At 61.6% G+C, this 24,433-nt stretch carries 18 protein-coding genes and 2 tRNA genes; 6 read left to right on the top strand and 14 right to left on the bottom strand.

Annotation, left to right across the window (positions count from 1 at the left end; genetic code table 11):
* Positions 1–16 precede the first annotated feature (16 nt).
* On the bottom strand, positions 17–1,978 hold the full coding sequence (locus HFRIS_RS13370) for an AMP-dependent synthetase/ligase (RefSeq protein ID WP_006463906.1): 1,962 nt from the start codon (positions 1,976–1,978) through the stop codon (positions 17–19).
* A gap of 267 nt (positions 1,979–2,245) precedes the next feature.
* On the opposite strand from HFRIS_RS13370, the gene HFRIS_RS13375 reads away from it, so the two are divergent.
* Positions 2,246–2,923, top strand: coding sequence for a Crp/Fnr family transcriptional regulator (locus tag HFRIS_RS13375; RefSeq protein WP_039875661.1), 678 nt, complete (start codon positions 2,246–2,248; stop codon positions 2,921–2,923).
* A gap of 120 nt (positions 2,924–3,043) precedes the next feature.
* Here the strand turns inward: HFRIS_RS13375 and HFRIS_RS13380 are convergent, their stop codons facing one another.
* The 5 genes from HFRIS_RS13380 to HFRIS_RS25440 all read right to left on the bottom strand — a co-directional run bounded on the left by HFRIS_RS13380 (position 3,044) and on the right by HFRIS_RS25440 (position 8,152).
* Complete coding sequence (locus HFRIS_RS13380) at positions 3,044–3,517, bottom strand: response regulator (protein WP_006463908.1); 474 nt, start codon at positions 3,515–3,517, stop codon at positions 3,044–3,046.
* Positions 3,518–3,747: 230 nt separating this feature from the next.
* Positions 3,748–4,398 carry a response regulator gene (locus HFRIS_RS13385; RefSeq protein WP_039875663.1) on the bottom strand — a complete coding sequence of 217 codons (651 nt, stop codon included), beginning with the start codon at positions 4,396–4,398 and terminating at the stop codon, positions 3,748–3,750.
* Positions 4,398–5,861: a hybrid sensor histidine kinase/response regulator gene (locus HFRIS_RS13390; RefSeq protein ID WP_006463910.1), complete on the bottom strand. Its 1,464-nt coding sequence runs from the start codon at positions 5,859–5,861 to the stop codon at positions 4,398–4,400. The genes HFRIS_RS13385 and HFRIS_RS13390 overlap by 1 nt, the downstream gene beginning before the upstream one ends.
* Before the next feature lie 97 nt (positions 5,862–5,958).
* Entirely contained in the window at positions 5,959–7,743 is a 1,785-nt protein-coding gene (locus HFRIS_RS13395; RefSeq protein WP_006463911.1) for a sensor histidine kinase, read from the bottom strand.
* Positions 7,730–8,152, bottom strand: coding sequence for a hypothetical protein (locus HFRIS_RS25440; RefSeq protein WP_161625976.1), 423 nt, complete (start codon positions 8,150–8,152; stop codon positions 7,730–7,732). Before HFRIS_RS25440 ends, HFRIS_RS13395 begins: the two co-directional genes overlap by 14 nt.
* Positions 8,153–8,168: 16 nt before the next feature.
* Here HFRIS_RS25440 and HFRIS_RS13400 point away from each other — a divergent pair, with 16 nt between their 5' ends.
* The 5 genes from HFRIS_RS13400 (at position 8,169) to HFRIS_RS13420 (ending at position 13,222) form a co-directional block, all read left to right on the top strand.
* Positions 8,169–8,660: a Csu type fimbrial protein gene (locus HFRIS_RS13400; RefSeq protein WP_006463912.1), complete on the top strand. Its 492-nt coding sequence runs from the start codon at positions 8,169–8,171 to the stop codon at positions 8,658–8,660.
* 312 nt (positions 8,661–8,972) lie between these two features.
* Positions 8,973–9,689: a fimbrial biogenesis chaperone gene (locus HFRIS_RS13405; protein ID WP_244436291.1), complete on the top strand. Its 717-nt coding sequence runs from the start codon at positions 8,973–8,975 to the stop codon at positions 9,687–9,689.
* The gene (locus tag HFRIS_RS13410; RefSeq protein ID WP_006463914.1) at positions 9,686–11,986 is read left to right on the top strand and encodes a fimbria/pilus outer membrane usher protein; all 2,301 of its coding nucleotides are present in this window, start codon (positions 9,686–9,688) and stop codon (positions 11,984–11,986) included. Before HFRIS_RS13405 ends, HFRIS_RS13410 begins: the two co-directional genes overlap by 4 nt.
* A gap of 26 nt (positions 11,987–12,012) precedes the next feature.
* Entirely contained in the window at positions 12,013–12,495 is a 483-nt protein-coding gene (locus HFRIS_RS13415) for a Csu type fimbrial protein (protein WP_006463915.1), read from the top strand.
* A 226-nt stretch (positions 12,496–12,721) separates the two neighbouring features.
* Complete coding sequence (locus HFRIS_RS13420) at positions 12,722–13,222, top strand: Csu type fimbrial protein (protein ID WP_006463916.1); 501 nt, start codon at positions 12,722–12,724, stop codon at positions 13,220–13,222.
* A gap of 223 nt (positions 13,223–13,445) precedes the next feature.
* Here HFRIS_RS13420 and HFRIS_RS13425 read toward each other — a convergent pair whose 3' ends face one another.
* The 8 genes from HFRIS_RS13425 to clpP all read right to left on the bottom strand — a co-directional run bounded on the left by HFRIS_RS13425 (position 13,446) and on the right by clpP (position 24,413).
* Positions 13,446–16,061: a 2-oxoglutarate dehydrogenase E1 component gene (locus HFRIS_RS13425; RefSeq protein WP_006463917.1), complete on the bottom strand. Its 2,616-nt coding sequence runs from the start codon at positions 16,059–16,061 to the stop codon at positions 13,446–13,448.
* A 250-nt stretch (positions 16,062–16,311) separates the two neighbouring features.
* Positions 16,312–17,946, bottom strand: coding sequence for a methyl-accepting chemotaxis protein (locus tag HFRIS_RS13430; protein ID WP_006463918.1), 1,635 nt, complete (start codon positions 17,944–17,946; stop codon positions 16,312–16,314).
* A gap of 784 nt (positions 17,947–18,730) precedes the next feature.
* Positions 18,731–18,807, bottom strand: a tRNA-Asp gene (locus HFRIS_RS13435).
* 25 nt (positions 18,808–18,832) lie between these two features.
* Positions 18,833–18,908, bottom strand: a tRNA-Val gene (locus HFRIS_RS13440).
* A 49-nt stretch (positions 18,909–18,957) separates the two neighbouring features.
* Positions 18,958–19,230: an HU family DNA-binding protein gene (locus tag HFRIS_RS13445; RefSeq protein ID WP_006463919.1), complete on the bottom strand. Its 273-nt coding sequence runs from the start codon at positions 19,228–19,230 to the stop codon at positions 18,958–18,960.
* A 322-nt stretch (positions 19,231–19,552) separates the two neighbouring features.
* Positions 19,553–21,961, bottom strand: coding sequence for an endopeptidase La (lon, locus tag HFRIS_RS13450; RefSeq protein ID WP_039875666.1), 2,409 nt, complete (start codon positions 21,959–21,961; stop codon positions 19,553–19,555).
* A gap of 299 nt (positions 21,962–22,260) precedes the next feature.
* On the bottom strand, positions 22,261–23,526 hold the full coding sequence (clpX, locus tag HFRIS_RS13455; RefSeq protein WP_006463921.1) for an ATP-dependent Clp protease ATP-binding subunit ClpX: 1,266 nt from the start codon (positions 23,524–23,526) through the stop codon (positions 22,261–22,263).
* A gap of 260 nt (positions 23,527–23,786) precedes the next feature.
* A complete protein-coding gene (clpP, locus tag HFRIS_RS13460; protein WP_006463922.1) occupies positions 23,787–24,413 on the bottom strand; it encodes an ATP-dependent Clp endopeptidase proteolytic subunit ClpP in 627 nt (208 codons plus the stop codon).
* Positions 24,414–24,433 lie beyond the last annotated feature (20 nt).

Genomic DNA, 24,433 nt, shown 5'->3' on the forward strand with positions numbered 1-24,433 from the left:
CGGGACTGCGTGCTGCTCAGGCGGCGCTTTGCAGCGTCTTGAAGGTCTTGGCCTCGGCGATCTTCAGGTCGGCTGCGATCATGCCCTGGCGGCCATCCTCGAACTTGACCTGGGTCTCGATGTACTGCGACGCGCGACCGTCATAGAGCGCCTCGATCAGCACCGCGTACTTCTCGGCGATGAAGCCGCGCCGGACCTTGCGGGTGCGGGTCAGTTCTTCGTCGTCGGGGTCGAGTTCCTTGTGCAGGATCAGGAAGCGATGGACCTGCGAATCGGCCAGCAGCGGGTCGGCCACCAGGTCGGCATTGACCTTTTCCACGCATTCGCGCACCAGTTCGTACACTGCCGGATTGGCGGCCAGGTCGGTGTAGCCGCTGTAAGGCAGGTTGCGCCGTTCGGCCCAGTTGCCCACGGCATCCATGTCGATGTTGATGAAGGCCATGCACTGCTCGCGGCCGTTGCCGAAGGTCACCGCTTCCTTGATGAAGGGGAAGAACTTCAGCTTGTTCTCGATGTACTTGGGCGCGAACATGCTGCCGCAGGCCATCTTGCCGACATCCTTGGCGCGGTCGATGATCTTGAGGTGGCCGTCGCTGTCGAAGAAGCCGGCGTCACCGGTGTGGAAGTAGCCGTTGGCGTCGATGGCCTCGGCAGTGGCGTCGGGGCGCTTGAAGTATTCCTTCATCAGGCCGGGCGAACGCACCAGCACTTCGCCGTTGTCGTCGATGCGCACTTCCACGCCCTTCATGGGCCGGCCCACGCTATCGAGCTTGACGTCGCCCGAGGGCTGCATGCACACCGTCACGCAGGTCTCGGTCATGCCATAGAGCTGCTTCAGGTTGATGCCCATGGAGCGGTAGAAGTCGAACAGGTCGGGGCCGATGGCCTCGCCGCCGGTATAGGCTACGCGCAGGCGCGACATGCCCAGCACGTTCTTCAATGGCCCGTAGACCAGCAGGTCGCCCAGCGTATATTGCAGCCGGTCCATCAGCGACACGCCCGGCTTGCCATCCAGGATGCGCATGCCGACCCGGCGCGCCACGCGCATGAAGCCATGGAACATCTTGCGCTTGAGCCAGCCCGCATCCTCGATGCGGATCATGACCTGGGTCAGGATGTTTTCATACACGCGCGGCGGCGCGAAGTAATAGGTCGGGCCGATCTCGCGCAGGTCGGTCATGACGGTATTGGGCGACTCCGGGCAGTTCAGGCAGAAACCGGCGACGTGCTGCTGGGCGAAGGAGTACAGGAAATCACCCACCCAGGCCAGCGGCAGGTAGCACAGGATGTCGTCGTCCTGGTCCAGATGATCGAACTCCACCAGCGTGGTGGCGGTGGTGATCATGGCCCGGTGCGAATGGCACACGCCCTTGGGCTTGCCGGTGGTGCCGGAGGTATAGAGGATGATGGCGACGTCGTCGGGCGAGCCGGCCGCGACTTCCTTCTCGAAGAAGTCGGGATGGGCGTGCTCGTAGGCGCGCCCCAGTTCCTGCACGCGGGCAAAGGACAGCAGCTCGGGCTGGTGGTAGTTGCGCATGCCACGCTCGTCGTCATAGATGACGTGGGCGATGCGAGGCAGGTTTTCCTTGATCTCGAAGACCTTGTCGACCTGCTCCTGATCTTCGGCCATGACGAAGTCGACGTTGGCGTCGGCCAGCACATAGGCCATGTCGGCGGCCGGTGCGTCCTGGTACAGCGGCACCGGCATGCCACCCAGCGCCTGCGCGGCGCTCATGGCCCAGTACAGGCGCGGGCAGTTGTTGCCGATGATGGCCAGGCTCATGCCACGCTTGAAGCCCAGGGCCGCCAGGCCGCAGGCAAAGCTGCGCACCTCGTCGGCCACCTGGCGCCAGGTCGTGGTCTGCCAGATGCCCAGGTCCTTCTCGCGGAAGGCAGCCCGCTCGGGGCGTTGGCGGGCATGCGCCTGCAGCAGCCGCGGAAAGGTCGCGGCCTGGTTGTCTTGTCTCGTCTCCACCATCTTCCCACCTTCTTGTGCAGGTTCGAAAGATTCGCCCGTTCACTTTTCCGTGTATCGAGGCGAATCCGGTGTCGGATCAGTCTGTGCTGCCAGGCTTACGCTGCTCTTACTGCGGCAGTCATTGTGTCGGGCATGCCAGCTGTCCTGTCTCTATGATTGGCCTGGGTTTGGTTCAGGCCTTTTTTGCGATGATAGTAGAGTGAGAGGTTGCCAGTGGATGTCATCTCACCGACAATTGACAAACTTTCGATATTGCGACGCATCATCATGGAGACATCAATTCGACGCATGCTGTCCAAGAGCATCTGGGCGCAGGCGCTGACCGAAGAGCAACTGGCCCGGGTGGAATCCGAAGTGGTCAGCCGCAAGATTGCCGCTGGCGGCTACGTCTGCCGCAAGGGTGACCCGGTGGCGCACTGGATCGGCGTGCATGAAGGCTTGCTGAAGATGAGCAGCGTCTCGCCCGAGGGCAAGACTGTCTCCTTCGCCGGCATGGCCAATGGCGGCTGGCTGGGCGAAGGCTCGCTGCTCAAGGACGAGCCGCGCAAGTACGACGTGGTGGCACTGCGCGAGAGCGAATTGCTGTACATGCCCAAGGCCACCTACATCTGGTTGCTGGACAACAGCATCCCCTTCAACCGTTTCCTGGTGACGCAGTTGAACGAGCGCCTGGCGCTGTTCATTTCGCTGGTGGAATACGACCGCATGCTGGAGCCGGATGCCCGCGTGGCACGCTGCCTGGCGGCCCTCTTCAATCCCTACCTGAACCCGGGCATCGGCCGCAACCTGCAGATTTCGCAGGAAGAAGTCGGCAATCTCTCCGGCACCTCGCGCCAGCGCGCCAACCAGGCCCTGCAGGTACTGGAAAAGGCCGGCCTGCTGAAGGTGGATTACGGCAGCATCACCATCAACGACCTGGATGGCCTGCGGCAATTTCCGGGATGAAACCCCGGGGCCTGGCCCCTCCACCCGTCCACGGTCTCGGCCTGCAGCACGGCATGAAAAAAGCGCGGTCACAGCCGCGCTTTTTCGTTGGGACAAGGGCCTGCCGGCCGGTCGCTCCGCTCAGGGCGCTGCCGCCGGAGATGCCGGGGCATCTTCACCGTTGCGTGCCGGGCGGTTGCGATTGCGCCAGTAGATGCCGGTATCGACCACGGTGCCCATGAATTCCTTGGGATCGGTGGACTTGACGACGTAACCATTGGCGCCCAGTTCATAGCTCTGGTTGATGTCGCGCTGGTCGTCCGAGGAAGAGAACATCACCACCGGGATGTGCGAGGTGGCGGCATTGGACTTGATGATCTTCAGGAAATCGTGACCGCTCATCAGCGGCAGGTTCAGATCGAGCAGGATCAGGTAGGGGTGCAGGTCCTTGCGGTGTGCATATTCCCCCTGGAAGAAGAACTCCTCGGCCAGTTCCGCATCGGCAAACCAGGTCAGCTTGTCGGCCAGCTTGCGGCTGCCCAGCGCCAGGCGAGTCAACTCGGCCACTTCCGGGCTGTCGTCGACGAGGATGATGTCATATTGCTCGATATCCATGGATGGATCGCTTTCTTCAGTAAATTTCAAGCTGGAACTATTCTTGCCGGACCGACCACATCTGGCCACCACCGAAAGACGTCAGGGACGTCGGGAACTGCCCTCCCCTAGTTTCCAGCATCGGCGATTCGCTGGAACACCAGTACCGACGCCGATCCCGGTACTGTCAGGGGATTATTGCACAGGCGATTTCAAAAAAAATCAGATTTTTCCTTAACCAGGTGAAGCTGTCACTTGTCCGGGGTGGCAATCCCGGTCCGGATGGCGTACCGCACCAGGCCCGGCACATCGCGGATATCCAGCCGGTCCATCAACTGCGCCCGGTGGGTCTCGATGGTCTTGGCGCTGACATTGAGCTGATAGGCGATCTCCTTGGTATTGTTGCCCTCGGCGATCAGTTGCAGGATTTCGCGCTGGCGCGGAGTCAGCACCTCCACCGGCGTGCCGTTCTGGGCGACCCGCTTCATGTAGTTGTCCAGGGCCTCGCGCGAGATGTGGGAATCCAGGTACTGGCGGCCGTGCTTGACCTCGTAGAGCGCCTTTTCCAGCTCGGTGGCGGCGGAGTCCTTGAACAGGTAGCCGTTGGCACCGGCATTCAAGGCCTGCATCACGTATTCCTCGCTGCCGTACATGGACAGCATCAAAAAGCGGATGGTGGGGTATTCGCCGCGCAGGCGACGTAGCGCTTCCAGGCCATTCATCCCCTTCATGGCGATGTCCAGCAGCACCAGGTCGGGTTTCAGCTGCGGGATCATCTCGATGACCTCGGCGCCATCGGACGCCTCGCCCACCACTTCCACGCCGGGCATGGCGGTCAGCAATGCCTTGATGCCACTGCGCACCAGCGCGTGGTCGTCGGCCAGCATGATTCGTGTAAGCATTACAACCTCCTGACGATAGGGGCGACCGGCAGGTGCATGACGATTTCCGTCCCTGCGCCGGGCGCTGAAGTGATATTCATGGAACCGCCTACCAGCACGGCCCGCTCTTCCATGTTGAGCAGGCCGAAACTGGTGCCGGAAATGGCGTTGCTGCGGGCACGCTCGATGTCGAAGCCGCGACCATCATCGCGGATGCTGAGATAGACCTGGTCCTGCTGGCGGTCGATCTTGACCCAGATGTTCTGGCACCTGGCGTGACGCAGGATGTTGGTGACCGCTTCCTGCACGATGCGAAAGGCGGTGTTTTCGATGTCATGGTGCAACTCGCCGTCGTGGCCGCTGCTTTCGAACCAGCCGTTGACGTTGGCCAGCTTGGACTTCTGCTCCACGTAGGAACGCAGGGCGGCGATCAGGCCCAGGTTGTCCAGCTGCGGCGGACGCAGGTCCAGCGACAGGCTGCGCACCTGGGCCAGCACGGCGGTGACGATATCGATGCCGTTCTGCAGCGACGGGCCTTCCAGGGTGCCGGTCTTCTTGATGGTTTCCAGGTTGATCTTGAGTGCCGTCAGGGACTGACCGACGTCGTCATGCAGGCCGCGCGCCAGGTGCTGGCGCTCGCGCTCCTGCACTTCGATCACCCGCGACGATAGCAACTGCTGACGCTGGATCGCCAGCTCCAGCTCGCGCCGCGACTGCTCGCGCTCGGTGACGTCGATGGCCAGCCCGGCGACCATGTCGCCCTTGCCCTCGCCGCTGATGGGAAAACGCACCACATCGAGGATGCGGGCATTGTGGTTGTGGTCGAAGATGGTTTCCTGGGTATGCAGTTCGACCTTCTCGTCAAGCACCTTGCGGTCGTACTCCTGCGAGGCCTGGGCCGCGCCGGTACTCATCAGCTCGGCGTCGGTCATGCCGTCCATGTCATGCGGGGTCATGCCGAAGAAGGCCGACTGCGCCGGGTTGACGTAGCTGTAGCGCAGCTGCGAATCCTTGATCCAGGTCGGCATCGGCGCGGCATTCATGAAGGCGTTGAAGCGCGCCTGCATCTCGCGCAGGGCCTGGGCGCTGGCGCGCTGCTTGCGCCGCGCCTGGGCGTCCCGCAGTTCGCGGTCGACCGCGTGCGGCAGGCGGGCGATGGCGCTCTTGAGGAAGTAATCCTGGGCGCCGGCCTTCATCACCTCCACTGCGGTCTGCTCGCCGATGACGCCGGAGACGATGATGAACGGCGTCTGGTCGTTGTCGGCCTTGACCAGTTTCAGGGCTTCCACGCCGCTGAACATGGGCATGGAGTAATCCGAGATGACGATGTCCCAGCGTTGCTCGTGCAGTGCCGCCAACAGGGCCTGTTCATCGTCGACCCGCTGCCAGGTGGGTTCGAAGCCGCCGCGCTTGAGTTCGCGCACCATCAGCACGGCGTCTTCTTCCATGTCTTCGACGAACAGCACACGTAGGGGAATGCTCATGGGGCAGGTCTCTCTCGGTCAGACTCTTTGTTCAGAATGCGGCTGGTACATTGCTTCATACGATATTGCTCTCATGCCGGGCCTCGGTCATGCCACTTCAGCGCACATCACCCAGGCTGGGCATGACACCCTTGCGTGGCAGCGAGAAATAGAAGCTCGCGCCCACCTTGGGAGTGCTCTCGGCCCAGACCCGGCCGGTATGGCGGATCACGATGCGTTGCACCAGCGCCAGCCCGATGCCGGTACCTGGATATTCTTCCTGGCGATGCAGGCGCTGAAAGGTGCCGAACAGCTTGTGCACATAGCGCATGTCGAAGCCCACACCGTTGTCATGCACGCCGTAGATGTATTCTTCGGGACCGACTTCCATGGTCACCCGCACCAGCGGCTGGTCGTTCTTGCTGCTGAACTTGACGGCATTGGAGAGCAGGTTTTCCCAGACCTGGGTGATCAGGCCGCGATTGGCCACGGCGCCTTCCAGCGGCGGGACCTCGAACTGCACGGCCGGATTTTCCTGGCGCAGGCCGGCGATGACCTGGCCCACCACCTCTTCCATCGAAAAACGCTGCAAGGTCAGTTCACCCGTGGTGGACTTGGCCAGCTTGAGCAGGTCGTTGATCAGTTCATCCATCTTGCGCACGTTGCGGCGGATCACCTGCAGCTGTTCGCGGCCCTTTTCGTCGATCACGCTGGCGTAGTCTTCCTCCAGGATCATGGCGTAACCGGAAATGGCACGCAGCGGAGCACGCAGGTCATGCGAGACGGAATAGGAAAAACTCTCCAGTTCCTTGTTGACGCTATGCAGGTGCTGGGCCTGCCGTTCCAGATCGGCGTTGAGGGCCTCGATTTCGTCCTCGGCGCGCTTGCGCTCGGAAATGTCATAGATGACCGTGCGGCTGATCAGCTTGCTGTTGTCGCGGCTGGGGATGGCGGTGGCATTGACCAGGGCCGTGAATTCGCTGCCATCGGCGCGGCGGAAGTCGAGATCGATGCCGTTGATCTCGCGCTTGAGCAGGAATTGCGGATGCAGCTCACGCTGGTAACGCTCGGCGCTCACGGGGCTGAGCAGATCGAGCTGGGTCATGCGCCCGACCACCTGCTCTCGTGTGTAGCCCAGCCACTTGAGTTCGGTATCGTTGATCTTGATGATGGTCTTGTCGGTCTCATCGACCGAGTGATAGCCGCAGGGCGCGTTGTTGTAGAGGTCTTCGATCTCGTCGGAATAGGCCTGGGCGCGCTGCTGCGCCTCCACCCGACGGCTCATCTCGCGGCGCAGCTTGCTGTAGACCATGACCAGCAAGGCCATGCTGAGCAGACTGCCGCTGACCACCATGATGATGGTCAGGTCGGCGCTGGCGGCGGTGTCATGGGCACGCCGGGCAAGCAGTGCATTCTCGTTGCCCTTCATCTCTTCAAAGCCGTTGCGGATGCGATCGCTCAGGTCCTTGCCTTCCAGTACCCGTTGGCGCCCTTCGTCTGGACTGAGCTCCATCAGGCGACGGGAGAGGCTGATCCGCTGTGATACCAGATCTTCCGTGCGGGTCAGCAGTTGCAGCTGCTGCGCATTGTCGCTCATGAGCCGGCGCAGATCCTGCAGAAGCACCTCGATTTGCTTGGCACCCGCCTCGAAACCGGCCTGGTATTCCTGGTTGCCGGACAAGGCATAGCCGCGTGAATTGCTGACCGCGTCGCGCACGGTCGAATTGGCGACTTCCAGCTTGTTGATGACGGCGTGACTATGCTGCAACCAGACTGCGCGCTGCTCGAAATCGCGCACGCTGTAATAGGAAAATGCTGCCACGCCCAGCGAGAGCAGCAAGGCCAGCAGGAAGAAGAGGCCGGTACTGGCGCGTGCCAGCCCGCTTTGTCTAGTTATCGGCATGTGTCACATGATCACATCGGTCACATCGGTCACATCGGTTACTTTTCATCGGTCTGGCGGTCACGTCCTGAAGTTGCGGAGCGGTTACCTGATCGCCCGCCTGCATGACCGGCGCGCAAAGCGATGCTCGGGCATGGTCTTTTCGCAGGATCGCCATTCCGGGCGCGCGGCGGTGCTGCGCCCGGTCCCCCATTGCACGGTCAGCAGCGCTGCCGTGGGTACGTCTCCTTGCTGTCTGCAGCGATGCCGGAATGTGACGATCTGGCATCAATTGTTTTCTTTCTGTCAGCAAATCGAAGCAAATTCTTAAAATTTGCTGAAAACGGTGTTGCTTGCCTGCACCTTTGACTCCGTTTTCAGAGTAAATATTCGAATTAATTCTATAATAGATTCCAGCTTTTACTGACATTTGCCGGCACCGCATCATGATGAAAAATTCACCCGCCCTCTTTCTTGCAGTCGCTTTCCTGGCTGGCCTGAGCGTGAATGCCGTAGCCGTCTCCACCACCGGCAAGCTCGACATCAGTGCCATCGTCCCGGCGCAATGCGTGGTGCAGAGCGCCGCCCTGCCCTTTGGCGTCTATGCCTCCAGTGCGCTGCAGCAGAACGCCCAGATCGGGGTGGCCTGTTCCGCAGGAACCAGCTACACCATCAGCCTGGATGCCGGCACTGGTGCTGGCGGCAACGTCGCCACTCGCAAGCTGACCAGTGCCGACGGTGCCAATTCGCTCAACTACGGCCTGTATCAGGATGCGGCCCGCACCCGTGCCTGGGGCAACAGCAGCGGCAGCGACACGGTCGCCGGGGTCGGTAACGGTAGCGCCCAGAACGTGCCGGTCTATGGCTACATCCCGGCCGGCCAGACAGCGCGCGCCGGTAGCTACAGCGACGTGGTCGCCATTACCTTGTCCTACTGACTACCGGGTTGGCCGGCGCAGGCCAAGCGCCACCAGGCACACACCGCTTGCGACCACCTCCCTGCCCGCCCCCTTCCATGCATGGCGCGACTTTTCACATGAAGTCGCGCCATTTTTACGTCCGCGTGGGGCGTACATCTTCCATCCCAATACGCAAGTTGATGAAAGGAAATATTTAACTTTTAGTTAAATTCTGTGGCTGCCCTGCAACTTTTTGTTTTACCTGTCGCGGTTTCGTTTTACTCTAGTAAAAATTTGACAAATACCTGACAACCAGAATGGGGATTTCGTAGCGTGACGAGATCAGAAACCATGTTGTGGCGGCTCGCACGTGTCTGTGCAATGGGCTGCCTGATGACGGCAGGGGGATGGCAACAGGCGCAGGCCTCCAATTTCGAGATTGCCCCCGTGGTGCTGGAGCTATCCTCCTCACGCACGGCAGGGGTGATCAAGATCGTCAATAACGACAATCACAATGTGTCGCTGCAGATCCGTGCCTACGACTGGAACCAGGTCGACAGCAAGGATGATCTGCAACCTACCCAGAACCTGATCATCAGCCCGCCGGTGTTCAACCTGGCGCCGGGTGCGTCCCAGGTGATCCGCGTGGTGTCGCGCCAGGCAGCGGGAGCCGCGGAGATCGCGTTTCGCCTGCTGATCGACGAAATCCCCTCCGCGGCCGAGGGCGCCACCATCAATTTCAAGTTCCGGATTTCCATGCCGGTGTTCATCGCCCCTACCGGCACACCGAAGCCGCAGCTTGACTACCAGTTACGCTCAGGCAAGCCGACGCGTCTGGTGGTACAGAACCTGGGCAACCGACGTGCGCGCTTGCTGGACCTGGCGTTGACCCTGCCCAATGGCAAGAAGATCACCGCACCGGCAGGCGGCAACCCCTATACGCTGGCCGGCATCACCCGCCAATACCTGATCGACACCGAGACCCCGCTTGCCGTAGGCAGCAAAGTCAAACTGACTGCCAACAGTGATGCCGGGCCGATTGATACCGAACTCACCGTGGCGCCTTGAAACGGCTGCTGCCGCTCTGGCTGTTGCCGTTGATCCTGGCGCTGCTGGGCGCCACCGCGACCGTGGCGCGGGCGGCCGGTGACGAAGTGCTGCTGCTGGAAGTGTCCATCAACGGCCGCGGCACCGATCTGGTGGCGCAATTCACGCGTCGCCAGCAGGCCCTGTATGCGACCGCGGCCGAACTGCGCAGTCTCAAGCTGCGCGTGGATGGTGCCGACGACGAACTGATTCCCCTGCGCGCCATCGCTACCGGGATCGACCTCGACGAGGGCGCTGCCCGGATCAACCTCATGATTGCGGCCCGTTTCATGAATACGACCGACATCGACGCCACCAGCATTGCCAGCCGGGTTCCCTTGTCGGAGGGCGGGCGCGGGCTGGTCCTGAACTACGATCTGCTGGCCACTTCCAGCCAGAACCAGCATGCCCTGGGCGGGCTGTTCGATGCGCGCTGGTTCAGCGGCAGCGGCGTGCTCAGCTCGACCGGGCTGGGCTATACCGGCAACAGCGGCGGCGTATCGGCCCGCCTGGAAACCACCTATACCTATTCCCAACCGGCCAGCCTGACACGTTACCGCCTGGGTGACGTCATCAATGGCAGCCTGGCCTGGACCCGCTCGGTGCGACTGGGCGGCTTCCAGTACGCGTCGGACTTCAACCTGCGTCCGGACCTGGTGCGCTTCCCCACGCCTTCGCTGGGCGGCGAAACGGTGGTGCCGTCCACCGTGGACCTGTTCGTCAATGGCGTGCGCCAGATTTCGCAACCGGTGCCGCCCGGCCCCTTCGAGATCCGTCAGCCCCCTATTGCCAGTGGCGCCGGCCAGATCGCGGTGGCGGTCACCGACGAACTGGGACGGCAGACCCTGCGCACCATCAACTTCTACGCCACCGATCGCCTGCTGAAACCGGGCCTGTCGTCCTATTCGGTGGAGGGTGGCTGGGTGCGCCGCCGCTATGGCCTCCGCAGCAATGACTACGGGCAGTTCGCCCTGTCCGGCACGGCCCGCCAGGGGATGAGCGACATCCTTACGCTGGAGGGCCATGCCGAGGCCATGCGCAGCCTGAAACTGGCCGGTGGTGGCGCCGTCTTCAATCTCGGCAACCGCGCCGTGCTGGCCACCTCACTGGCCGCCAGCAGTGCCGACAGTGGCTCGGGCCAGCAGGTGTCGCTGGCCATCGAACGCAACGCCGATCCGGTGAGCGTGTCATTGACCCGCACCCAGTCCACCCGCAACTATCAGGACATCGGCGCCATCCAGGGGGCGCCGGTCTCGCGCGCGGCCACCATCGCCACGTTGGGCCTGAACCTGGGCAGCGGCGGCTCGCTGAGCATGGCCTATGCGCGCAGCAAGAGCCCGCTGCTCTTTACCGATACCGGCACCAGCGGCCTGGCCGACAGCGAGACGGTGACGGTGACCTGGTTCAAGTCGGTGGGGAGCACATCCAACATGTACCTGACCGGCTACCGCGACTTTCGCAACAGCGGTTATGGCGCCACCATCGGCCTGATCATTCCCTTCGGCGGGCGCGATGTGGCCGGTGCCAGCGTAAGCAACAACAATGGCCAGCGCACCGCCACCCTGCAGGCCAGTCGCTCGACGGTGGCCATCGGCGACCTGGGCTGGCAGTTGCAGGACACCGAAGGCAGCTATCAGCAGCGCATTGCCCAGCTCAACTACAAGAGCCGCTATGGCAGCCTCACCGCGGCCGCCTCGCAGGCAGCCAATACCACCAGCCAGCGACTGGGGGCGCGCGGCGCGGTATCCTTCATCGATGGCGGCAGCTTCGCCTCGGACTGGATCGAGGACAGCTTTGCCGTGGTCAATGCCAGCGGCGTCAAGAACGTCGGCATCTACAACGAGAACCGCTACGCCGGCCGCACCGACGACAACGGCCAGTTACTGCTGACCGACCTGCGCGCCTACGACGTCAACAAGATTTCGGTGGACGTGCTGGACCTGCCGCTGACACTGCAACTGGACCAGCCGGACCAGTACATCCGGCCGCGCGATCGCTCCGGCGTAGTGGTGCATTTCAATGCACGACGGGCCTCGGATGTGACCATCATCCTCAAGGATGCAGCGGGCCAGTTCATTCCGCTAGGCGCCAGCATCCGCGTGCGCGAGACCGGTCTGCAGGCGCCCGTGGGCTATGACGGCGTGAGCTACCTGCAGGAACTGGCACCGGTCAATACGCTGGACGTACTGCTGCCCTCGGGGGCGCAATGCCACGCCACGCTGACGCCGCAACCGCGCAGCGAAGGCGGCATGAGCAACGAAGTCGTGATCTGCCATTGAAACGCGACCGGCATCATGGAGAACACATGAAGACGATCCCTCCAATCCGCCCGGCCCTGGCCTGGGCCCTTGTCCTGCTGGCATGCGCCCCGGTGCAGGCGCAACAGATCTGCTCGTCGGCCACAAATCCGGTGGCGTTCGGGCTGTATGACCCGCAGTCCAGTGCGCATCTGGACAATACCGGCAGCATCACCGTGACCTGCCAGGCCACGGTGTCGTTGCTGATCGGCTATACCGTCAAGCTCAGCACCGGCAGCAGCGGCGCCTATGCGCAGCGCAAGATGCTCAGTGGCGCCAACAGCCTCAACTACCAGGTCTATACCAACTCGGCACGGACCTCGACATGGGGTGACGGCTCCTCCAGCACCAGCTTCATCACCGATGGCTATCTGCTGCAGGTTCTCACACCCGTGGTCAAGACCTACACGGTCTACGGCCGCTTGCCGGGCAGCCAGAATGCCAAGGCCGGCAGCTATCTGGATACGTTGACGGTATTGATCACCTATTGAGCGCTTGGCGCCGGCCGCATCGCTAGGCATGGCTGGGCGTCGCCGGGCGTCGCTGGACATAGCCGACGTGGCGGCTCAGGTTTTCCCTGACGCAGATTGGCGGGTGGCTAGGGAATCGCCGGATGTCGCCGGCGCCGCCCGGAAATTAAAGTGTCTCCATACCAGCGCTGCACAGGGAAGTTCTTGCAAGGGGCAAGGACGGGGCGGCCAACACCGGAGAAACCAAATGTTTTTTGCCAAGAAGAATCGTTTCGTTGCAGCTTCCATCGCCGCCGTCGTCCTGGCCTCCAGCGCTCCGGCTTCCTTCGCCGCCACCGCCAGCGGCACGCTGACCATCAGCGCCTCGGTGGTTGCCGCCTGCACCGTGGTCGGCTCGGCCATCGCCTTCGGCGCCTACACCCAGAGCGTGGTCAACCAGTCCGGCACCATCACCGTGCTCTGCACCAATGGCACCGCCTACAACGTCGGCCTGGATGCCGGCACCGGAAGCGGCTCCACCGTCAGCAGCCGCAAGATGAGCGCGGCCGGCGGTGGCACCCTGAACTATGCCCTCTACCGCGATGCAGCCCGCACCAACAACTGGGGCTCGACCATCGGCACCGATACCGCCACCGGCACCGGCTCGGGCCTGACCCAGACGCTGACCGTCTACGGCCAGATTCCCGCCGCCCAGACCCCGCTGGCCGGCGCCTACTCGGATACCGTCACGGTCACGCTGACCTACTGAGACAAATACGCTGCACGCGCCCGGCAGCCGCATGCCGAAGCGCCTTTGAAGCCGGACTTGAGCAGCTGCAGCACGAAAGTTACTTGACTAAAGCTTAACTTGCGGACTACAACGTCAACACGACCAGATAACCGGGGAAAACCGGAGGGGGTAAACGGTGCACTTCGCGCAGAAGTGCACCGTTTTTTTTCGCCCTCCGTCACCTTCCTTCGTCCTCCTTCCCTCAGCCTTGAGCAAAGACGGCCTGCACCAGGCTTGCCTGCTGGGCGTAATGGCTGGCCTTGGAGGCGGTCGGCCCGGAGGCGGTATCCGGGCGATAGACCGCACGCAGGCGCACCGTCTCCGGCAAGGCGGCTTCGATGGCATCGCGCACGCACAGCCAGGCACCCTGGTTACGCTCTTCTTCCTGTACCCACACCACTTCCTGCAACTGCGGATAGCTGCGCAGGACGTCACCCAGTTGCGCCGTCGGGAAGGGATAGAGCTGCTCCACCGGCAGCAGCGCGGTGTCCTGGTCCTGCGCGCTGGCGCGGGCATCGGCCAGGTCGTAGCGCACCTTGCCGCTGCACAACACGACACGCCGTACCGCGGACGCTTGCGGCCCCTCAGGGTCGCCCAGCAGCGGCTGGAAGCCCTGCTCCAGCAAGTCCGATAGCGGGGAACTGGCACGCGGCTCCCCATGCAGCACCGACTTGGGCGTAAAGACCACCAGCGGCCGGTCCGCATGCAGGGCCTGATCGCGCAGAAGGTGGAACCACTGCGCCGAACTGGAGGGATAGGCCACCCGGATATTCTGACCCGCGCACAGCAGCAGCATGCGACTGAGATAGCCGGTGGAATGTTCCGGCCCCACGCCTTCGTAGCCATGCGGCAGCAGCATCGTCAACGCCGACGCATAGCCCCACTTGCCACGACCGGAGGTGATGTACTGGTCGATCATGATCTGGGCGCCGTTGACGAAGTCACCGAACTGGGCTTCCCAGATCGTCAGCGCATCCGGGCGCGCCTGCACGCTGAAGCCGTACTCGAAACCGACCACCGCTTCTTCGCTCAGGGGCGAATTGATCACTTCCAGGCTGGCGCGGGGTGCTGCGACTTCGCGCAGGGGCAGGAAGGACCGCTGCTGTGCCTGCGCCTCATCCACCGCATGCCACACGGCATGACGTTGCATGAAGGTGCCGCGCTGCACGTCCATGCCGGAAATGCGCACGCCGTGACCGGCACTGAGCAGGGAGGCATAGGCCATGTTCTCGGCAAAATTCCAGCTGCACGGGTGCTCGGGCGCGGCCACGCTGTGCTGCCATTGCGCGATCAGCTTGACGATGGCCGGATGTGGTTCGAATCCAGCCGGCAGGCGTGTCATCCGCTCCACCCATTGACGCATCTGGTTCAGACTGGGCGCGGCTGCCGCTTCGGAGGTCTTGTCCTGCGTACGCTCCGAGGTCGAGGTCGAGGTCGAGGTCGCCGCCGACGCTGCGGTATGACCTGGACGGCTGGCCCTGAAGGCGGTCAGCGCCTGCTGGCTGCTGGTGGCCAGCAGGGCGGCTCCCGCATCCGAACCAGGCCATCCGGATTGTGCGTACAGCCGGGTCACCGAGGGATGCTTGTCGATGAAGCCATGCAGCAGCGGCTGGGTCACGGTAGCCGTGTCCTGCTCGGCGTGTCCCCAGCGGCGATAGCCGACCAGGTCGATGACCACATCGGCGTGGAACTGCATGCGGTAGTCAAAGGCGATGCGCGCCGCGCGCAACACCGCCTCCGGCTGGTCGGCATTGACGTGCAGCACCGGCGCGCCGACGATGCGGGCGATGTCGGTGCAGTAGCCGTGGTTTTCCGGATCCAGCGGGTTGGGTGTGGTAAAGCCGATCTGGTTGTTGACGATCACGTGAACCGTGCCGCCCACGTCGTAACCCGGATGCTGGGCCAGCTTGAGCGACTCCATCACCACGCCCTGGCCGCAGAAGGCGGCGTCGCCATGGATCACCACCGAGGCGGGCGGCGCTGCCTGGGGATGACTGGCGCGGTAACCGCGGGCCATGCCCAGCAGGACCGGATAGGCGCTCTCCAGGTGCGAGGGGTTGTGCGCCAGGAACAGGCCGACCTGGCCCAGTGCGGTATGGCGCACGGCCTCGGCGCCCAGGTGGTAGGGCAGATCCACCGCGCTGGCGGCGGCCGGGGTGGTTTTGCTGGCATCGAAGTAGGCCACGATCTCGGCAGCCGGCATCTGCATCAGGTTCACCAGCAGGTTGAGGCGACCACGATGCGGCATGGCGAAGAACAGCTTGTCCAGCTGGTAGAAGCTGCAACGCTCCACCAGGGTATCCATCAACAGGAGCAGGCTTTCGCAACCTTCCAGGGAAAAACGCTTGGCCTGCGGATAGTCTTGCTGCAGATAGTTTTCCCACTGCTCGGCGGCTGCCAGGCGGGCCAGGATGGCCGCGCGTTCCTGCGCCTGCGGCTCGGCGCCGGGGTCACGGGCAGCAAGACGCGCGAGCAGCCACTGACGGCGCGGCTCGTCGCGCACGCCGCTGCAGTCCAGTGCGAGCGGGCCGCAGAACAGCCGGCTCAGGTGATGGGTCAGCTCCTTGACATTGGTCAGGCCCAGGCCGTCGAGGAAGCGATGCTGTGCCAGCGCGATGTCCTCGTCCTCCAGCCCGTGCGTCTGCGGCAGGAGAGCCGCAATGTCGGGCACCGAGATCGTGCCCAGGGGATCGATATCGGCGATGCGATACCCCTCGTTGCGGTAGGCATCGATGAAGGACTGGATGCGGGCATGCGCCAGGGCCTGGCGCGCTGTGGAGGAAGTCTGCCCGAGTGAACTCGGAGAATGAAGTGGCATGGCGAACCTTTCTGGGCAAGTGCACGGACATGTCGCATCACGCTCGACAACGAGCTCGAGATCATTTCGAAATCGAAATTGCGGACATGCCCTTGACGGAAAAGACGATGATCGCGTCCTCACCCGCAATGCCTGCGGATGGGACGCCTTGTTCTTGTCACGACCGGCCGTGAATGGCCGGCCATGGTCTCCTCACGGCCCCTCTTACCACACTGCGTTCACACAAAAAACGGGTAACCCTATCCGTCTACTAGCCCTGGATCAGGGACAGCTCGGGCTGGATGATCTTTTCGCGCACGCCACCGCGTGCCGCGCCGGCATAGCCGGAATGGGCGATCAGTTCGCTCAGGCGGAAACGTCCCATCAGGGCCGACAACTGCTCGGCCTGGGCCTGCAAGGCCTTGGAGGCGGCAGCGTTCTGCTCCACCAGGGCGGAGTTTTCCTGGGTCATCTGGTCCATCTGGCTGATGGCCTGGTTGATCTGCTCGATGCCTTCGCTCTGCTCCTTGCTGGAGGCGCTGATGTCGGTGATCAGATCGGTCGCGTGCTTGATGCTGGCGATGACTTCATCGATGGTGGCCACGGTCTGTTCGACGATGGTGCTGCCCGCCTTGACGTGACTGACCGAACCTTCGATCAGGGATTTGATTTCCTTGGCGGCCACGGCGCTACGCTGGGCCAGGCCGCGCACTTCGCTGGCCACCACGGCAAAACCGCGACCGTGTTCGCCGGCACGGGCTGCTTCGACTGCCGCGTTCAGGGCCAGCAGGTTGGTCTGGAAGGCGATGCCGTCAATCACGGCGATGATGTCCGCGATCTTGCCGGAAGAAGTGCTGATGGCGCTCATGATGTTGACCACCTGCTCGACCGAGGCGCCGCCGCGCACGGCCACGTCCGAGGCCGAGACGGCGAGCTGGCTGGCTTGCAAGGCGTTGTCGGCATTCTGGCGCACTGCCGAGGTCAGCTGCTCCATGGCCGAGGCGGTTTCCTCCAGGGAGCTGGCCTGCTGTTCGGTGCGGTCCGACAGGCTCAGGTTGCCCTGTGCCAGTTCGCGTGCGGCCATGTCGATCGCCGAGGTGCCGTTGCGCACGTTGGAGACGGTGTCATGCAGGTTATCGCTCATGTGCTGCAGCGCTTGCAGCAGGCGGCTGATCTCGTCCTTGCCCTTGGCCTGCAGGCGATAGGACAAGTCACCCTGCGCCACGGTCTCGGCCAGCATGACCGCGTGACGCACCGGGGCGGTGATGGAACGCGTGATCAGCACCCCGACCACCGAGGCCAGTACCACGGCCACGGCCGACAGCACCAGCATCTGGATCACGGCCATCTGGCCGTCTTCGGCTGCCTGGCTGGCATCGACCACCATTTCCTTGGCTAGCGAATTGACCATCTTGTCGACCATGACGAAGTAGTCCAGCTGGAGCTTGGACATGTCGCCCTGGTACAGCGTGGTGGCGGCGGCGCGGTCTTCATTCTTCATCAGTTCGAAGAACTTGCGCACGGCCACGCCATAGGCTGCGCGAGCAGTGGTCTGCTCGGCGTAGAGGGCCTTGGTCTTGTCGGAATCGAGCATGCCTTCAAGCTGCTTGTAGGCCTCGGTGTTGGCCTTGCGCAGGCCGGCGTATTCGTCCATGTACTTGGCCGACGCTTCCGGTGTGGCGGCCAGCAGGATGTTGCTCAATACTGCGTTGGCCTTGTAGCCATTGTTCTTGATCTGGTTGCTCAAGGCGATGAGCTGGTACTTCTCGTTGACGATGCTGTTGATTTCAGCGTTGTTGGAAGACTGGTTCCGGATCCCGACCGTGGCGGTCACCACGATCAGCAACAAGACCACTGCAAATGCTGCGCCCAAGCGGACGCCAATGTTGAAATTGGCGAGCTTCATCGCTACCCCCTCTTAATCCCATTAGATGCCAAACGTGCAGGCCATCGCAGGAAGACGATACGATTGGTCGTCACCCTGCTCCTGCTGTCACTGCACTACGCGCGAATCCGCTACTGCATCTCGATGGGTTCTTCTTACATCTTTGGGGAGCGGCTCAAGCCCTCTTCCTCGGCCTGTGTGACAGGCCGGGTTCCCTCAAAAACATTATTGCGCCCCGGCGTATGCCGGTCTCCTGTTTTGAGAAACTGCAAATTCCGGCTTAGTGTAAGCATTTCCAGTGGGAAATAGTACGGAAAACTCAAATTTTTTCTAGCGTGTCGCGTAATCTTCCCAGTCGGCAACTGTGTCTTTTCCAAATAGGGGTAGGCGTGTTAGAGATATGCTTCTTGGCTCCGCAATTTTTTTCTGCGCAAAACAAAAACGCCCCGTTCTTGCGAACGAGGCGTTTTATCTGGCGCAGCGGCAGGGGCTCTCCTACACACGCGCAGGCCGCGGAATCGCTTGCAAGCGATTCCCTTCTCGCCCCGCCGGGAGCCGCGCAGGCGGCTCCCTCCACTCCGCTGGTTTTTGCTGCGCAAAAACAAAAACGCCCCGTTCTTGCGAACGAGGCGTTTTATCTGGCGGAGCGGACGGGGCTCTCCTACACATGCGCAGGCCGCGGAATCGCTTGCAAGCGATTCCCTTCTCGCCCCGCCGGGAGCCGCGCAGGCGGCTCCCTCCACTCCGCTGGTTTTTGCTGCGCAAAAACAAAAACGCCCCGTTCTTGCGAACGAGGCGTTTTATCTGGCGGAGCGGACGGGGCTCGAACCCGCGACCCCCGGCGTGACAGGCCGGTATTCTAACCAACTGAACTACCGCTCCTAAACTGGTGCCGACTGCAAGATGCTGGTGGGCGCTGAGAGGCTCGAACTCCCGACCTAAGCCTTGTAAGGGCTCCGCTCTACCAACTGAGCTAAGCGCCCGGCAACCTTAACAGTCTCGTTGCTTGGTTACCGCTGCAACGAAAGAACATTATTTTATAGCATCTTTTAATGCTTTGCCAGCTTTAAATTTAGGAACCTTGGACGCCTTGATCTTGAGGGCCGCTCCGGTCTGGGGATTGCGTCCAGTCCGGGCCGCGCGCTTGCCAACGGCGAAGGTGCCGAAACCCACCAGGGTCACGGTACCGTTCTTTTTCAGCGTGGTCTTGACTGCCCCAATGAATGCGTCCACTGCACGTCCAGCCGCTGCCTTGGAAATATCCGCTGCACCGGCAATGTGTTCTATCAGTTCGCCTTTATTCACTTACGCCCCTCGAACAAGTATTTGATCTGTTTGAATTCAAACGACAACGCCCGGGCTCCGACATATCGCGACCGAGCCCTGCTGCCCGTCGATTGCCTTACGGAAAAATTCCGCAGCGGCTATTAAACAAGCCGCATCCCCAGGTGTCAAGCGGGTTTCCGGCATTGTCGCGATTTTCAGTGAGGATCTTCCCTTCATCCCAGTAGGCGGGAAAGTGAATCATGCCGCGAACCGGCGTAAAAAAAGCGCCCCGCAAGAGGCGCTTTTGACAAACCGCTGTGCAGCAGGCTACCTGCACAGCCAGTCCGACATGTCAGACATTTCAGTGCTTGACGACCGGATCGGTCTTGTCTTCCTTGGCGGCGACCGCCGTGTCGACGATGGCTTCGTCTTCACTCAGCGGCACCGGCTGACGTTCCAGGGCAACTTCCAGCACCTTGTCGATCCAACGCACCGGGATGATTTCCAGCTTGTTCTTCACGTTGTCGGGAATCTCGGCCAGATCCTTCACGTTCTGCTCCGGAATCAGCACGGTCTTGATGCCACCACGGTGCGCAGCCAGCAGCTTTTCCTTCAGGCCGCCGATCGGCAACACTTCGCCGCGCAAGGTGATTTCACCGGTCATCGCCACGTCCGCACGTACAGGAATACCGCTGAAGATCGAGACCAGCGCGGTCGTCATCGCGATACCGGCAGACGGACCGTCCTTGGGCGTCGCACCTTCCGGCACGTGGATGTGGATGTCGCTCTTCTCGAACACTTCGCTCTTGATGCCCAGCTTGCGGGCACGGCTGCGCACCACGGTGCGGGCGGCTTCGATCGATTCCTTCATGACATCGCCCAGGGTACCGGTGCGGATGATCTGGCCCTTGCCGGGCATGTTCACCGCCTCGATGGTCAGCAGGTCGCCACCCACTTCGGTCCAGGCCAGGCCGACCACCTGGCCGATCTGGTTTTCCTTCTCGGCGATGCCGAAGTCGAAGCGACGCACACCCAGGAACTTGTCCAGATTACGCGAGGTGACGGTGACCTTCTTCTCCTGCTTCTTCAGCAGCAGCATCTTCACGACCTTGCGGCAGATCTTCGAGACTTCGCGTTCCAGCGAGCGCACACCCGCCTCACGGGTGTAGTAGCGGATGATGTCGCGGATGGCCGATTCGGCCACGCTGATCTCGCCTTCCTTCAGGCCGTTGTTCTTGATCTGCTTGGGCAGCAGGTAACGCTGCGCAATGCTGGTCTTTTCATCTTCGGTGTAACCGGACAGGCGAATCACTTCCATCCGGTCCAGCAGTGCTGGCGGGATGTTGAACGAGTTCGAGGTCGCCACGAACATCACATCCGACAGGTCGAAGTCGACTTCGATGTAATGGTCGGAGAAGGTGTGGTTCTGTTCCGGATCCAGCACTTCCAGCAAGGCGGACGACGGATCGCCACGGAAATCCATGCCCAGCTTGTCGATCTCGTCGAGCAGGAACAACGGATTGCGCACGCCGACCTTGGACAGGCTCTGCAGGATCTTGCCCGGCATGGAACCGATGTAGGTACGACGGTGACCACGGATCTCGGCTTCGTCACGCACACCACCCAGTGCCATGCGCACGAACTTGCGATTCGTTGCGCGGGCAATCGACTGGCCCAGCGAGGTCTTGCCAACGCCCGGGGGACCGACGAAGCACAGGATCGGCGCCTTCAGCTTGTCCACGCGCTGCTGGACGGCGAGATATTCCAGGATGCGTTCCTTGACCTTCTCCAGGCCATAGTGGTCGCCTTCCAGCACCTTCTCGGCATTGGTCAGATCGTTATTGACCTTGGACTTCTTCTTCCACGGCAGCGCGACCAGGGTGTCGATGTAGTTGCGCACCACGGTGGCCTCAGCCGACATGGGCGACATCAGCTTGAGCTTCTTCAGCTCGGACTGTGCCTTTTCCAGGGCTTCCTTGGGCATCTTGGCAGCCAGGATCTTCTTTTCCAGCTCTTCCAGATCGGCACCGTCTTCGCCTTCGCCCAGTTCCTTCTGGATGGCCTTGACCTGTTCGTTCAGGTAGTACTCGCGCTGCGACTTTTCCATCTGGCGCTTGACGCGGCCACGGATGCGCTTTTCCACCTGCAGGATGTCCAGTTCGCCTTCCAGCTGGCCGAGCAGGTGCTCGTAGCGCTTGGCGACGTTGAAGATCTCCAGGATGACCTGCTTCTGCTCCAGCTTCAGCGGGAGGTGCGCGGCAATGGTGTCGGCCAGGCGACCGGCATCATCGATGCCCGACAGCGAGGTCAGGATTTCCGGCGGGATCTTCTTGTTCAGCTTCACGTACTGGTCGAACTGCTGCACGATGGTACGGCGCATGGCTTCGACTTCCGCCTCGTCACCCTGCTCGGATTCCACCGGGGTCAGGTCGGCGACGAAATGGGTTTCCAGTTCGCTGATGTGATGGATGCGTGCACGCTGAGCACCTTCGACCAACACCTTGACGGTGCCATCGGGCAGCTTCAGCATCTGCAGGATATTGGCCACACAACCGATTTCATAGATGTCTTCGGCCGAAGGTTCATCCTTGGCGGCAGCCTTCTGGGCCGCCAGCATGATGCTCTTGCCTTGCTCCATGGCCGCTTCCAGCGCCTTGATCGACTTCGGGCGGCCGACGAAGAGCGGGATCACCATATGCGGGAAGACAACCACATCCCGTAAGGGCAACAGCGGCAATTGCGATTGTTCTGTGAGTATAGGAGTCGTCATGGCGGGCCTTATCAATAAGTACTGTGAATGATGTTGGCACGAGTGACCAAAACACAAGTCCGGCAGACTAAATATTCGCCGGTTGCGCGTTGTCATGATCGCAACAAAATAAAAAAGCCACACACGAAGCTAGCTCCGGGTGGCTTTTCGATGGAAGCCAGTGTATGTGCGCCGGTTTATTTTACCGTGTTTGCGGTGACCGGACTTCGGGGTGGCTTCTTGCTACGGTGTGGCCAGCCCCAAAGACCTCCGGGGCCGCACCACACTTTACTGCTCAGGCCTGTTGCAGCCCCGGGCGATCAGCCGCCCGAAACCTTTGGCTGGTCGTGGTAGATCAACAGTGGCTTGGCGCCATTGGTGATGGTGTTTTCATCCACGACAACCTTCGCCACGTTCTGCTCGCTGGGCAATTCATACATGACGTCCAGCAGGGCGTGTTCCAGGATCGAACGCAGGCCACGGGCGCCGGTCTTGCGTGCCAAGGCTTTCTTGGCGATGGCATGCATAGCGGCCGGACGGATTTCCAGTTCCGCGCCTTCCATCTGCAGCAGCTTGGCGTATTGCTTGATCAGCGCGTTCTTGGGCTCGACCAGGATCTGGATCAGCGCTTCCTCGTCCAGCTCGTTGAGCGTGGCAATCACAGGCAGACGACCGACCAGTTCCGGAATCAGGCCGAACTTGACCAGGTCTTCCGGCTCCGCGTTAAGGAGCACTTCGGAATTGCTCTTCTGGGTCTGGCTCTTCACGCTGGCCGAGAAGCCGATGCCGCTCTTCTCGGAGCGATCCGAGATGATCTTGGCAAGACCGTCGAAGGCGCCACCGCAGATGAACATGATGTTGGTCGTGTCGATCTGCACGAAGTCCTGGTTCGGATGCTTGCGGCCGCCTTGCGGCGGCACCGAAGCCATGGTGCCTTCGATCAGTTTCAGCAGCGCCTGCTGCACGCCTTCGCCGGACACGTCGCGGGTGATCGATGGGTTATCCGACTTGCGGGAAATCTTGTCGATCTCGTCGATGTAGACGATGCCCTTCTGGGCTTTCTCGACTTCGTAATTGCAGTTCTGAAGCAGCTTCTGGATGATGTTCTCGACGTCCTCGCCGACGTAGCCAGCTTCAGTCAGCGTGGTCGCATCAGCGATCACGAAGGGGACATTGAGCATGCGTGCCAGGGTCTGCGCCAGCAAGGTCTTGCCGGAGCCGGTGGGGCCGACCAGCAGGATGTTGCTCTTGGCCAGCTCGACATCATCCTTCTTGCCGAGGTGCTTCAGGCGCTTGTAGTGGTTGTACACCGCCACCGACAGGATGCGCTTGGCAGTAGCCTGTCCGATCACATACTGGTCCAGCAGGTCGGTGATTTCCTGTGGCGTGGGCAGATCCGACTTGGCGCCGGCTACGCTTTCCACGCTGGCAGCTTCATCGCGGATGATGTCGTTGCACAGGTCGATGCATTCGTCGCAGATGAAGACCGAAGGACCCGCGATGAGCTTCTTGACTTCATGCTGGCTCTTGCCGCAGAAGGAGCAGTAAAGCAGTTTTTCGCCGCTGGAGGATTTTTTCTCAGACATAGAGCTACTAGGATAGAAGTTACGACCCGATCATACCCGCGAAATCCGGATTCGTCACGGCTTGGTCATTTAAGCTGCCCCTTATTGCTTCACAGGACTGCCGTATGACCGTTATATGTCAGCGAGAGTGCCATTTATCAAGCAAACAGAAGCAGAAAACCCGCTCTGTGCCAAATTCGTCAAAATTTGATAAAAAAAATGCCCGAACATGTTCCGTTCGGGCATTTTTGCGGCCTTGCACTGAAGCAAGAAGATGCAGATCAAGCGCGCTCGGTCAGCACCTTATCGATCAGGCCATATTCCACGGCGGCGTCAGCCGACATGAAGTTGTCGCGATCAGTGTCCTTGCTGATCTGTTCGACGCTACGGCCGGTCTTGTCAGCGAGGATGCTGTTGAGGCGCTCGCGCAGGTACAGGATTTCACGTGCCTGGATCTCAATATCCGATGCCTGGCCCTGGGCGCCGCCCAGAGGCTGGTGGATCATGATGCGAGAGTTCGGCAGCGAGAAACGCTTGCCCTTGGCGCCAGCGGCCAGCAGGAAAGCGCCCATGGAGGCAGCCAGCCCCGTGCACAAGGTCGACACCTGCGGCTTGATGAACTGCATGGTGTCGAAGATCGCCATGCCGGCCGAAACCGAACCGCCAGGCGAGTTGATGTACAAGGAAATGTCCTTGTCCGGGTTTTCGCTTTCCAGGAACAGCAGCTGGGCCACGATCAGGTTGGCCATCGCATCATTGACCGGTCCGACCAGGAAAATGATGCGTTCCTTCAGCAGGCGCGAATAGATGTCGTAGGCACGCTCGCCACGACCACTCTGTTCGATCACCATCGGCACCATGCCGAGCATTTGCGTATCCAATGCAGATTGCTTCATCAGACCTGTCATGTATGCATCCTTAAGCGTAA

The sequence above is a fragment of the Herbaspirillum frisingense GSF30 genome, from assembly GCF_000300975.2.
GTDB classification, from domain to species: domain Bacteria; phylum Pseudomonadota; class Gammaproteobacteria; order Burkholderiales; family Burkholderiaceae_D; genus Herbaspirillum; species Herbaspirillum frisingense.

Excerpts from the sequence above, each read along its gene's own strand:
- HFRIS_RS13370 (WP_006463906.1), bottom strand. The coding sequence starts at position 1,978 with ATGGTGGAGACGAGACAAGACAACCAGGCCGCGACCTTTCCGCGGCTG.
- HFRIS_RS13375 (WP_039875661.1), top strand. The coding sequence starts at position 2,246 with ATGGAGACATCAATTCGACGCATGCTGTCCAAGAGCATCTGGGCGCAG.
- HFRIS_RS13380 (WP_006463908.1), bottom strand. The coding sequence starts at position 3,517 with ATGGATATCGAGCAATATGACATCATCCTCGTCGACGACAGCCCGGAA.
- HFRIS_RS13385 (WP_039875663.1), bottom strand. The coding sequence starts at position 4,398 with ATGCTTACACGAATCATGCTGGCCGACGACCACGCGCTGGTGCGCAGT.
- HFRIS_RS13390 (WP_006463910.1), bottom strand. The coding sequence starts at position 5,861 with ATGAGCATTCCCCTACGTGTGCTGTTCGTCGAAGACATGGAAGAAGAC.
- HFRIS_RS13395 (WP_006463911.1), bottom strand. The coding sequence starts at position 7,743 with ATGCCGATAACTAGACAAAGCGGGCTGGCACGCGCCAGTACCGGCCTC.
- HFRIS_RS25440 (WP_161625976.1), bottom strand. The coding sequence starts at position 8,152 with ATGTCAGTAAAAGCTGGAATCTATTATAGAATTAATTCGAATATTTAC.
- HFRIS_RS13400 (WP_006463912.1), top strand. The coding sequence starts at position 8,169 with ATGATGAAAAATTCACCCGCCCTCTTTCTTGCAGTCGCTTTCCTGGCT.
- HFRIS_RS13405 (WP_244436291.1), top strand. The coding sequence starts at position 8,973 with ATGTTGTGGCGGCTCGCACGTGTCTGTGCAATGGGCTGCCTGATGACG.
- HFRIS_RS13415 (WP_006463915.1), top strand. The coding sequence starts at position 12,013 with ATGAAGACGATCCCTCCAATCCGCCCGGCCCTGGCCTGGGCCCTTGTC.
- HFRIS_RS13420 (WP_006463916.1), top strand. The coding sequence starts at position 12,722 with ATGTTTTTTGCCAAGAAGAATCGTTTCGTTGCAGCTTCCATCGCCGCC.
- HFRIS_RS13425 (WP_006463917.1), bottom strand. The coding sequence starts at position 16,061 with ATGCCACTTCATTCTCCGAGTTCACTCGGGCAGACTTCCTCCACAGCG.
- HFRIS_RS13430 (WP_006463918.1), bottom strand. The coding sequence starts at position 17,946 with ATGAAGCTCGCCAATTTCAACATTGGCGTCCGCTTGGGCGCAGCATTT.
- lon (WP_039875666.1), bottom strand. The coding sequence starts at position 21,961 with ATGACGACTCCTATACTCACAGAACAATCGCAATTGCCGCTGTTGCCC.
- clpX (WP_006463921.1), bottom strand. The coding sequence starts at position 23,526 with ATGTCTGAGAAAAAATCCTCCAGCGGCGAAAAACTGCTTTACTGCTCC.
- clpP (WP_006463922.1), bottom strand. The coding sequence starts at position 24,413 with ATGACAGGTCTGATGAAGCAATCTGCATTGGATACGCAAATGCTCGGC.